This is a genomic window from uncultured Adlercreutzia sp., assembly GCA_910585575.1.
Taxonomy (GTDB): Bacteria; Actinomycetota; Coriobacteriia; order Coriobacteriales; family Eggerthellaceae; genus Adlercreutzia.
The window spans coordinates 1-11,402 of record CAJUFS010000076.1 but is presented as its reverse complement, the minus strand read 5'-3'; the positions used below and the strand labels follow the sequence as shown (position 1 = coordinate 11,402).

The 11,402-nt window shown below is 62.4% G+C and carries 9 protein-coding genes; 6 read left to right on the top strand and 3 right to left on the bottom strand.

Annotated elements, in window-relative coordinates; genetic code table 11:
- The 5 genes from QZ307_RS09455 to QZ307_RS09435 all read left to right on the top strand — a co-directional run.
- Positions 1-655: thiamine pyrophosphate-dependent enzyme (locus QZ307_RS09455; RefSeq protein WP_295999170.1), on the top strand; the 655-nt coding region annotated here is incomplete at its 5' end.
- A gap of 219 nt (positions 656-874) precedes the next feature.
- Complete coding sequence (locus QZ307_RS09450; protein WP_295999167.1) at positions 875-2,569, top strand: FAD-dependent oxidoreductase; 1,695 nt, start codon at positions 875-877, stop codon at positions 2,567-2,569.
- 135 nt (positions 2,570-2,704) lie between these two features.
- Positions 2,705-3,592 (top strand): LysR family transcriptional regulator, encoded by an 888-nt coding sequence (locus QZ307_RS09445; RefSeq protein ID WP_295999165.1) that lies wholly within the window; start codon positions 2,705-2,707, stop codon positions 3,590-3,592.
- 108 nt (positions 3,593-3,700) lie between these two features.
- On the top strand, positions 3,701-5,296 hold the full coding sequence (locus QZ307_RS09440; protein ID WP_295999162.1) for a LuxR C-terminal-related transcriptional regulator: 1,596 nt from the start codon (positions 3,701-3,703) through the stop codon (positions 5,294-5,296).
- 134 nt (positions 5,297-5,430) lie between these two features.
- Complete coding sequence (locus QZ307_RS09435; protein ID WP_295999160.1) at positions 5,431-7,086, top strand: FAD-dependent oxidoreductase; 1,656 nt, start codon at positions 5,431-5,433, stop codon at positions 7,084-7,086.
- A 108-nt stretch (positions 7,087-7,194) separates the two neighbouring features.
- Here QZ307_RS09435 and QZ307_RS09430 read toward each other — a convergent pair whose 3' ends face one another.
- The 3 genes from QZ307_RS09430 to QZ307_RS09420 all read right to left on the bottom strand — a co-directional run bounded on the left by QZ307_RS09430 (position 7,195) and on the right by QZ307_RS09420 (position 8,655).
- Positions 7,195-7,464 (bottom strand): CopG family transcriptional regulator, encoded by a 270-nt coding sequence (locus QZ307_RS09430; RefSeq protein WP_295999156.1) that lies wholly within the window; start codon positions 7,462-7,464, stop codon positions 7,195-7,197.
- On the bottom strand, positions 7,442-7,714 hold the full coding sequence (locus tag QZ307_RS09425; RefSeq protein WP_295999153.1) for a BrnT family toxin: 273 nt from the start codon (positions 7,712-7,714) through the stop codon (positions 7,442-7,444). The genes QZ307_RS09430 and QZ307_RS09425 overlap by 23 nt, the downstream gene beginning before the upstream one ends.
- Before the next feature lie 221 nt (positions 7,715-7,935).
- Positions 7,936-8,655 (bottom strand): ferric reductase-like transmembrane domain-containing protein, encoded by a 720-nt coding sequence (locus tag QZ307_RS09420; protein WP_295999150.1) that lies wholly within the window; start codon positions 8,653-8,655, stop codon positions 7,936-7,938.
- Positions 8,656-8,910: 255 nt separating this feature from the next.
- On the opposite strand from QZ307_RS09420, the gene QZ307_RS09415 reads away from it, so the two are divergent.
- Positions 8,911-11,402: molybdopterin-dependent oxidoreductase (locus tag QZ307_RS09415; RefSeq protein WP_295999147.1), on the top strand; the 2,492-nt coding region annotated here is incomplete at its 3' end.

Here is an 11,402-nt window from a genome sequence, read left to right as displayed (position 1 = left end):
GTCCGTGTGGATCTTCGGCGGCGACGGCTGGGCCTACGACATCGGCTACGGCGGTCTGGATCACGTGCTCGCCTCCGGCAAGGACGTGAACATCTTCGTCTTCGACACCGAGGTGTACTCCAACACCGGTGGGCAGGCCTCGAAGGCCTCGAACCTGGGCCAGGTGGCGCAGTTCGCCGCCGCTGGCAAGGACATCAAGAAGAAGAGCCTGTCGGAAATCGCCATGACCTACGGCTACGTGTACGTGGCCCAGGTGGCCATGGGCGCCAACCTCAACCAGACCATCAAGGCCATCACCGAGGCAGAGGCCTATCCGGGCCCCTCACTCATCATCGGCTACAGCCCCTGCGAGATGCACTCCATCAAGGGCGGCATGACCAACTGCCAGACCGAGATGAAGAAGGCCGTGGACTGCGGTTACTGGAACCTGCTGCGCTTCAATCCCGAGGGCGCTCCGGGCAAGAAGCTCATTCTGGACTCCAAGGAGCCCGTGGAAGGCGAGTACCAGGACTTCCTCATGAACGAGGCCCGCTACAGCCGTCTGACCCGCGAGTTCCCCGAGCGCGCCGGCGAGCTGTTCGCCGAGAACGAGCAGGCCGCCATGGATCGCTACGCGCACCTGGTGAAGCTGAAGGACCTCTACGGTCAGGAGTAAGCTGCTGTCTGCTCCGTAAGCCTCGGCGCAAGCGCTATCTGCAAAAAAGAAAGGAGCCTTGGGGCTCCTTTCTTTTTTGCGTTGACTCTGGCAGAAGACTCGTTCCGCCGACCAGCTACAAAAATTTCCTGAAATCCCTTCGAAGACGTTTGTTATGCAAGCAGCGCTCGGCTCGGTAATCTTTTGGGCAGGGAAATGAACGATCGAAGGAGGGCTCCCATGAAGAAGAATGCCGTCAACGAAGTCGCCGTCGAAATGACCAGCGAGGAGAGCCTGACTGGCCAGGGCATCTCCCGCCGCTCCTTCCTGGGCTTGGGTGCCCTGGGCGCTGCCGCTCTGGGTGCTCTGGGACTTGCCGGTTGCGCACCCCAGGCGCCGAGTACGGGCGACAACGGCACCGGCGCTGACGCTGCTCCCGTAGCTGAGGAGCTGCCGGCGGCCGATGCCGAGGAAAGCTGTGATGTGGTTGTGGTGGGCCTTGGCACCAGCGGCCTGGTGGCAGCTTCGGCGGCCGCCAAGGAGGGCGCGAAGGTGATCGGCCTCGACCGCGCAACGTCTATGGCCGGCACGAACGCCTCCATGGTGTCGGGTGTGTGGGCTATCGAGTCGAGCCCTGAGTTGGAATACGACAATCACCTGACCGTTAAGGACATGTTCGACTTCATCTGGACGGGTACCCACTACCAGACCAATGCGGCTCTGCTGCGCAATGTGCTGCCCGCATCGGGCAAGGGAATCGACCTCATGATCGAGGGCGGCGTGCCCTTCATGTTCGCTTTCGAGGGCGCCGACGAAAACACTCTCATGTTGAACCGCGGCGGCCACATCTACGCCACGAGCGGGGCAGAACGCGCCGAGGCCCTGCAGGGGATGCTCGACAAGTTCGGCGTCGATTCTCGCTGGGGCGCCAACGTCACGAATCTGCTTATGGAAGATGGCAAGGTCACTGGCGTGCGCTACGAGAACAGCGGAAAGACCACCGATGTGAAGGCGCGCAACGTTATTGTGGCCACGGGCGGCTTTATCCAGAACGAGGACATGCTGCGCGAATACTACTCCGGCGCTCTCATGTACGGCACGGGCAACCAGTACAACGACGGTGCCGGCATCAAGCTGGCTCAGTCAGCTGGCGCTGAGATGGGCAAGAACTTCAGCACCTCCATCAACGAATCGGGCGCCTGCAACATGAAGTCTTCGGCGCGTTTCGTCAGCCTGGAGGACTGCAACGCTACCCCCGTGTTCAGCCTGCCGCTGTTCGGTGGCTTGATGGTGAACAAGCACGGTGTGCGCTTCATGGACGAGGGTACCATGGCCAAGCACACCATGTACTGCGGCGAGCCCCTGCTGCGCGAGGGCGTGTACTACATGATCATCGATGACGGTCTGATCAACGAGCTGGCCACCACGCCGGTTATGGACTTTATCTCGGAAGACGCCTTCGGCAACATGGCACCCGGCGTGCAGATGGGTTTTATGGATAAGACGTTGACGGCGCTGCCCGACATGGTGCAGCAAGGTATCGACGAGGGCTGGATCTGGAAGGCCGACACCGCCGAGGCGTTGGCGGAAGCCACGGGGCTGACCAATCTGCCCGAGACGCTGACTACTTACAACGAGTACTGCAAGAACGGCGTTGATGAGGAGATGTTCAAGGAAAAGCAGTTCCTGCGCGCTGTGGACAACGGAGCGTTGTACGTGGTGGAGCTGGACATTGCCGCGTGGGTAACCCTCGGCGGCATCAAGACCGACGGCTTCTGCCGCGCGGTTAATGCTGATGCCGATGTTGTCCCCGGCCTGTTCGTGGCGGGCGTCGATGGCGACTTCTGGGCGGTGCCCTATTTCGAGGGCGGCTCCTGCCAGGGCTTCTGCGTGGGCTCGGGCTATCTGGCTGGTGTGACGGCGGCTCAGGCCTAGAGCACCCCATCCACAACTATACCTCCCCCTCCCTGGGACGGATGCCCGCTGCGGCGTCCGTCCCGTTCGCGTTGCGGAGGCTGCGTGGAGACGAGAGGTGAAGTATGATAGAGAAACCCACAGGGAGGGGAACCTATGGACTTACGGCAAATTGAGTACTTTCGCCTGGTAGCCCGGGCCGGCTCGTTTTCGGCGGCGGCGAAGGGCGCCTACGTGACTCAGCAGACGCTCTCGGCCTCGGTGGCCTCGCTCGAGCAGGAGTGGGGCATCCCGCTGTTCAACCGCCGGCGCCAGGGTGTCGAGCTGACGGCGTTCGGCGAGACAATGCTGCCCGCCTGCGAGCATCTGCTGGACGAGGCAGCGTCTCTGGGCGGCCTGGTAGATCGGTATCGAGAATCGGTGGCTCAGACAGCCACCTTCGCCTATGCCTCGGCCAGTTTGCAACAGCAGGGTGAGGGTTTCACGTTGGAGGGCCTCGCGCGTTTTCGGGCCGACCACGCTGATGCGGACTTGCGCGTGTTCGAGCTGACGAGCGATGCGTGCCTGTCGGCCTTGGCCCAGGGCGAGGTGGATCTGGCCTTCGTGGTGGGCGAGCCCGACCCAGCGCAGTTCTCCTTCACCAAGTTGGTCGACGCCCATCTGCTGGTGGCGCTGCCGGCCGATCACCCGTTGACGTCAAAGGAAGCCATCAGCTTCCGCGATTTGGCGGGAGTGCCCATCTTCCCTACGCCCGACCTGAAGGAGACGTACCATCGCATTGTGACCGGCTTCGAGCGCTACGGCTTGAAGCCCAACTACGTGCCGCTGCCCTTCAGCCTGGAAAACGCCCAGCGCTTCGTGCGCAACGGGGAAGGGGTGGATTTCTCTCCCGAGCACAACGCCGATGAGCCGCCCGAGGGTATCGTCTATCGGCCGCTGACGCCCGAGGACGCCTTCACGCTGCCCCTCGGCTTGGCTGAGAAGCGGGGTGCTCCCCAAAGCCCCCTCATGACCGAGCTAAAGGAGTTTATCCTGGCGAGGTAGGCGCCTCGTCCGCTTCAGACGCTACCCATCTCGTTTTTCTGTCAAAATCAGCCTACTCATTGCTAAGATGGAAAGAAATTGGCGGATTAGAATAGAGGGAGCAGGCTTGTGTCGACGCAGGAGGGGCGGGGGCAGTACGCGACAAGAGGGGAGAGTCGGTCGGGCGCGTTCGATCCCCGCCTGTTGGGGCTTGGGCTGTATTGGGCGTGGCTGTTCCTGACGTTTTACACGCCCGTGCTGTTCCCTTTGGAAGCTGCGGCGGCCGATAGCGTGCGCGAGGCCTGGGGCTGGGCAGCCTGGGCCCATGCCCTTACGCTGGTGGCCTGCGCGCTGCTGGGCAAGCGGCTCGAGCGCTATGCCGATTCGCGCGGGCTCATTGGCCTTACCGCGGCCCTGTGCGCCCTTGGCACGCTTCTGGTACCGCTGGGACCGTGGCTGGCTCCTCAGAACGCGATGCTTACCTGGGCTATGTCGGCTGCGGGTGCGGTCACGACAGGCGTTGCCACAGGATGGCTGGTGCTGTTGTACGGCCGCCGCTTCGTGCCCTGCGGCGCCTCGGGGGCGTTGGTGAACATCGCTGCCGCCTATGCACTCAGTTGCGCGCTGTTCTTTCTGGTGCGCATGATGGACCCGCTCATCGCCATTGCCAGCGTGGTGCTGTTGCCGGCCGCTTCGGCCCTGGTGCTTCTGGGCTTCGGATCGCCGGCAGGCGAAGGCGGCGGAAGCCCCGCGCAAGATCGACGCCCGTCGCTGCGCATCAATCCGCGCATTATCATCCCCCTGGCGGCGCTGTTCTTCTTCGCCCTGGGCGGCGAGATGTTCCGCGGCTTCGCCGCCCCCGCTGGCGCGCAGGTGGATTTGGGCTTCATGGGCGACTGGTATCTGGCAGGCGGTGTGGCAGGTCTCGTGGTGCTGGCTGCGGCCTTGGAAGCGAGGCGGCGCCTGACGCCGGAGCGCCGCGCCACCATCCCCAACCTGCAAGTCGTGCTGGTCATTATGGCGCTCAGCTTTCTGTGCACGGTACTGTTCGGCGCCTCCTTCGAGGTAGCCTACGCGGTGTTTGGCGCGGCTTTCATGGGATGCCGCTGCATCGTGTGGGCCTACTGCGCCGGCATCGCGAAGTGCACGGGCACCTCGGCCTTTACGGTATTTGGAACGGCCCAGGCCAGCTTCGCCCTGGCCGTGGTGGTGGGCGTGCCGCTCTCGGGTCGGCTCATCGCGGCGGTGCAGGGGCCGGTGCTCTCGTGGGACGCCATTGCCTGTACGTTCCTTTTCCTGATTGTGGTGGTGGCCGTGGTTGCCACCAACCAAAGCGACTTCGCCAGCGCCTGGGGCATGGTGCCCCGCTCGCGTGCTCTGGAGGAACCGCATTCGACGGCTTCAGCCGCCCCTGGAAAAGCCCCGGGTGCTGCTGTGCCCGCGGACGCTGCATTACCCGACGGCGAATCTGACAGTGAAGGTGCCTGCGAGGAGGATCCGCTCGCGTTCCTCCAGGAGCGCTTCGGCCTCACGCCGCGTGAGCGCGAGGTGGCGCTGCTGCTGGCTCGGGGGCGGTCGCTTCCCTTCGTGCAGAAGGAGCTGCATATCTCGCAGGGCACGGCGCAGTCGCACCTCACCCACATCTATCGCAAGATGCAGGTGCACTCCCGTCAGGAATTTATCGACATCATTGACAAAGAAATGCCTGATCAGAACCTCCCATAAGAGCGTATCGGATAAAATATACGATAGGTTTTTTCGCAAAATCGTACGAATCGGCAGGTGCGTTGCGGCACTGATTTCCGCTAGTTTGGGGAAGGCGCAGACAGCGCCGAGGAAACCTAAAGGAGGGAATCAGCATGGAAAGCAAACTTTCGCGTCGCTCGTTTCTAGGCTTGGGCGGGGCCGCTGCGGCGGCCGTGGCTGTAAGTGGTTTGACGGGCTGCGCACCGGCCGCCCCGGCCGCCCAGGAAGAGAACCTGGCGGGCACGGGTGCCAACAGCGCGGCGGCCGCAGCCGACTACAAGGCGGCACCGGCTCCTATTACCGACGATCAGATCGGCAGCACTATCGAGGCCGATATCGTTGTGGTGGGCGGCGGCATCTCCGGTGCCGTGGCGGCGGCCACGGCGGCCGAAGCCGGCAAGAAGGTGGTTGTCCTGCAGAAGGCGGCCACGGCCCTGTCCCACGGCTCGGGCGCCGCAGCCTGGAACTCGAAGGCGCAAAATGAGATCGGGGCCGATTTCGATCCGTGGGAAGTGGTGACCGAGTGGACGCGCCGCGGCGAGAACCGCGCCGACCTTCGCCTGCTGAAGACGTGGATCTACAACAGCGGTCCTACCATGGACTGGGCCATGGCGCTGACGGGCGACGTCGAGGGTGTGGGACCTGCCCTAGTGGTGGATACCACGAAGATGGAGTATCCCGACGAGCATAACCGCTGCTATCCCTGCGTGCATATGTGGGTGGGGGAGATGCAGGCGCTGGCGCAGTGGTTCCTCGACTATACCGAGGAGCACGGCGGCCAGGTACTCTACAGCACACCGGCGGTGCAGCTGGTACGCGACGACAACAACACCGGACGGGTCAGCGCCGCCATCGGTAAGGACGCCGATGGGCAGTACGTGAAGGCGACGGCCACTGATGGCGTCATCCTGGCGGCCGGCGACTACGGCAACAACGAGGCCATGCGCGCCGAGTACCTACCCCATGCCACGGGCCTGAAGTCGGCTTACTCCCAACCCGAGGTGAATACGGGAGACGGCCAGCTGATGGGCATGTGGGTCGGCGGCAAGATGCAGCTGGCTCCGCACTGCTCGAACATCCACTACGACCCGCCCATCGACGTGCCCGACATTGCGGGCTCGGGCGAGCCGTGGCTGTTCGTGAACAAGAACGGCGAGCGCTTCTGCAACGAGGACATGACCTACGGCCAGCTGTATGCCCAGGACGTGCTGCAGCCCGAGTGCATGCACTTCCAGGTGTTCGACGACAACTACCGCACCGACTGGGAAGACATGGGCTCCGGCATGATGAAGAAGGAGCCGCCCGTGGACATCGTCGCCTCCACCGAGGCAGGCGTGGAAAACGGGGACGTGTTCAAGGCCGACACCATCGAGGAGCTGGCCAGCGCCATGGGCGTGCCGGCCGATGCCCTGAAGGCCACGGTGGATCGCTACAACGTGCTGTGTGATGCGGGCTACGACGACGACTTCGGCAAGCAGGCCGGGCGCCTGAAGCCCGTAAAGAAGGCACCGTTCTACGCTGTGCAGCGCCGTGCGGGCGTGCTGTGCACGCTGAACGGCATCGAGACCGATGAGCGCTGCCGCGCGCTGGACGAGAACCGCGAGGTCATCGACGGCCTGTTCTGCGTCGGCAACTGCCAGGGCAACTTCTTTGGCGGCCTAGAGCACCAGATGTTCATCCCCGGCATGAGCCTGGGCCGCGCCATGACCACGGGCCGCGTGGCGGGCCTGGTAGCCTCGGGCCAGGAAATTGCCGGCGGGCGTATTTAATCCCAAGAGCGAAAGGGCCGTGCCCCGACGGCACGGCCCTGGTTCCTAACCCTCCCTTGAGCCCCCGCTAGGTTTCGACCTGGCGGGGGCTTTCAACTATGGGAGACGTTAAGCCTGCATCAACTCGCGCTGCTTGAGCGCTTCTTCCTCAAGGCGTTCGACGGTCCAGAGCTTGATAAGAGCCTGTCGAGTGATCCCGATGCGGTCTGCCTGGATGTCCAGGTTCTTGATGACCCATTCAGGATAGTCGACATTCACTCGTCGGATCTCCTCGCCTTGCGCAGGATGGACGATAGTGGTCATGTCGATGTGCTCGGTGATATCCTGACCGTCGTCCACGAGCTGATCGAGTTCTTCAGCGGTTATTTGCTTTGTCATAGATGCTCACTTCCTTCGCTGTAGCTTTCCTGATCGAGATAATGCGCGTGCGACTTCCTCGGTAGGTGATGACCGCCAGCCAAACTGCTCCTCCATAACGGGCGAGGATGCCGTGGCGCTCTTCTCCGCGGCACCGGACGAGGAACTGGATGTAGTTCCTGTCGCCCCAAAGTCGCTGTCCTTCTTCGAAATCGATGCCGTGTTTCTCGAGGTTTGCCTTGCTTTTTGCTTGATCGTATTCGAATCTCATACCACTCTCCTATGCAGAGAATTGGCATATATACTATACCAAATTATTAATAGAATTGAAACAGGCTAGCCTTTGCAAGAAAGCATAGCGCACTGGCGAGGGGAGGCGTTTCTTCAGAAACGAACAAGGAAGATTTTTTACGGAGCGATTCAAAAAGAGCCCCTTGGCCCGTGAGAGGCCAAGGGGCTCAAAGGTGAAGCAAGTAAGATCAACGAGTTTGCTTACGCCCCCGCCACCTCAAGGTCGGTGTCCAACGCGGGGGAGGGGCGGACGGCGGTTGCGGTGCGCTCCGCCAGGGCCTTGCGGAGGCGCAGCACGACGTAGGCGCCCGTCACGATTGAGTAGACGGCTACGCTGAGCACCGCAACGCTGTTGCCGGCGGCTGCGCTAGGGGCAAGAAGCAGTAGCAGGTGCACGTAGATAAGCAGGTAGAAGGGGTAGGCAAGCTTTTGAATGCGCTTCCAGGCAGCAGCGGTTATGCCATGCTTGACAATCTGGAACGAAGTAACGCCCAGCACCGCCATGAGCAGAGTAATAATGGCGGCCAGGCCCAGTGAGAACATAAGGTTGGCGTTGAACGCGCCCGAAAGTCGCATGAGGTAGGACGAGCCGTAAAACACAATATGGCCCACGGCGAAAATGCACGCCAAAATGGAAAGCTGGCGGCGGATAGGCATCAAATGGGCGCGCAGGCGGGACTTCTCGTCAAGCACGCCCACGAACATGACCACGCTGAAAAGGAGGAACGCCAGCGCGCAGCGTTGCATGAGCGGCTGGAAGTAGTTCCACAGCTCGTTGTGCACGCTGGCCTGCATGCCCCAGAAATAAACGCCGACCAGTGCGATGGCGCCCACGTAGAACGGCACCGGATGCTTCTTCAGCGGCTTGGCGCACAGGTACACCAGAACAAGCGAAAGGGCAAGAGCGATGGCAAACCGCATAAAGGCTCCTCTTCCTTCATTATGATCGGTTTCACTGAGTACCCTAGCACAGAACTTGACCCGAGTACCACCCAATTCTGTGCACAGAGGCCTGCAACCCTTACCGCCTGGTAATCTTGCTTACTCAAATACCAACGGGGTTACCGTCGTGGTATCTTGTTGCCTGATTTGCTGCTTCTTATAGTGGGGAATGTGGAAAGCGGGAAGGCGCAGAGAGGGCTTCCCGCCCGAAGAATTAAGAAGTAGGGGGATGCCATGAGCAAATCTCGCATGATGCCCGTCCAGTCCGGCCTGACGCGCCGCGGCTTTTTGAAGGGAAGCGCGGCCGGTGTGCTGGCAGCGGGCTCGCTGTCGACGCTGGCGGCCTGTGCGCCGCAGACGCAGGACGAGGCTCTTTCCGAGACCGGCACTGATGCTCCGGTAGACGAGGGAACGTGGATCTCGGCGGCGTGCTGGCACAATTGCGGCGGCCGTTGCGTTAACAAGGTGCTGGTGAAAGACGGCGTCCCGGCGCGCCAGGGAAGCGATACGTCCCATGAGGACAGCTTCGAGTGGCTGCAGCAGCGCGGCTGCCCGCGCGGCCGCTCCCAGCAGTGGCAGTGCTTCGGCGAAGACCGCCTCAAGTTTCCCATGAAGCGCAAGAACTGGCAGCCCGGTGGCGGCGACGCGGCTCGCGGCGAGCTGCGCGGCAAGGACGAGTGGGAGCGCATCTCCTGGGATGAGGCCATCGAGCTTATTGCCGGCGAAGTGCAGCGCATCTACGACACCTACGGTCCGCGCTCGGTCATTGCGAACTACGGTCCGGGCATCGATATGGTGCTGGCGCAGATGGGCGGCTATATCTCCATCTCCGACACCAGTTCTAACGGTGTCTATGCCTTCAATATGACTTCGCTGGGCCTTCCCGGTTGCGATTTGGGCGAGACCAACGACCGCTTCGACAACAAGAACGCCGAGACCATCGTGCTTATGGGCGGCAACTCTGCCTGGTCATCGGGTGGCACCACGATGAACAACTTCAACGAGGCGAAGGATGCCGGCGTGCAGTTCGTCTACGTTGGGCCTTCCTACAACGCCACGGCGGCCTACTTCGATGCGCGCTGGGTGCCAGTACTTCCCGGAACGGATACGGCCTTCCTGTTGGGTGTGGCCTACGAGATGCTCGCGCAGGACGTGGTAGATCAGGACTTCCTCGACAAGTACTGCGTCGGCTTCGACGCCAATCATATGCCGGAGGGCGCCAAGCTCAACGAGAACTTCCGCGATTACCTTGAGGGCGCCTACGACGATACCCCTAAGACGGCGGAATGGGCGAGTGCCATCTGCGGTACCTCGGTCGACGACATCAAGTGGTTCGCGTCCACCATCGGCAAGGACCATGCGGTCATGCTGCTGCACAATTACGCCTTGGCCCGTTGCTCAAGCGCAGACAACGTGCCTCAGCTGCTCATGACTGTGGGCGCTATGGGCGGCCACATGGGCAAGTCGGGCCATGCCTGCGGCGGCGCCTACAAGACCTTTGCGGGTACGAACGGCCCCGAGCTGGTGTACTACGGCGACTCGGGCGCGGCGTGGGTGGAAAATCCCATTCCCGACAGCATTTCGGCTCCGCTGCTGTGGCAGAGCATCCTCGATGGCAAGTACAACAGCACCGGATTCGCGTACTCCGAGGTCTTCAACGCCCAGGACATCAAAGAGGCCGACATCAAGTACCTCTCCTTCGAGGGCAGCGCCATGATCCAATGCACGCCCGCGGCGGCCACGGCGGTGCAGGCCATTCGCCAGATGGAGTTCGTCACCTGCACGTCCCATTTCTTCAACGCTCAGGCGAAGTACGCGGACATTGTGCTGCCCATCACTACAGAATGGGAGCGCGTCGGCGGCTTCCCCGGCCATCAGCGCAGCCGCGAGACGGTGATCGTGTACACCCAGGTGACCGACCCGCTGTTCGAGGCCAAGACCGATCAGGAGATCGGCATGTTGCTGGCGGACAAGCTGGGTCTTCCCACGGCGGAAATGTGGCCGGTCAGCGAGAAGCAGCAGTTCTTCAACCAGATTCTCGGCGCGGGCTACATGGACGAGACGGGTGAGTACGTGCCCCTGGTCACGGTGACCCAGGAGGACATCGACCGTTGGGAGTGCGAGGGTGAGCCCCAGGAGGGAGCCGTGGCCATCGACCAGTTCCTGGCTGACGGCTGCTTCACCATCAAGCGCGCCGAAGGGGATAATTACGGCTACATCGGCTACGCCGACTATATTGCCGACCCTGAGGCCAATCCGCGTCCGAGCGAGTCGGGCAAGTTCGAGGTCTACTGCCAGTACAAGGCCGACATGCTCAACTCCATGGGCTACAGCCCCGATGGCACCTTCAAGCCCTATCCCACCTATGTGGAGGCGCCCGAGGGTCGCGAGGGCATGTTCGCCGACCGCGTTATCGGCGGCGAACCCAGCGAGTACCCCTTTATCGTGTACAACCCGCACTACCTGCGCCGTGCCCACGGCGTGCTCGACAACCTGCCGTGGCTGCGCGAGGCCTGGGCCAACCCGGTGTTCCTCAACGCGTCGGACGCGGCGGCCAAGGGCGTGGCCGACGGCGACACCGTGCGCGTGTACAACGCCCACGGCGCCACGCTGCGCACGGCTTCGGTCACCGAGATTCTCATGCCCGGCTGTGTGGGGCTGCCCCACGGTGCCTGGATGGACTTCGACGAGGACGAGGGGTTGAACTTGCCGCCGCCTACAGATCG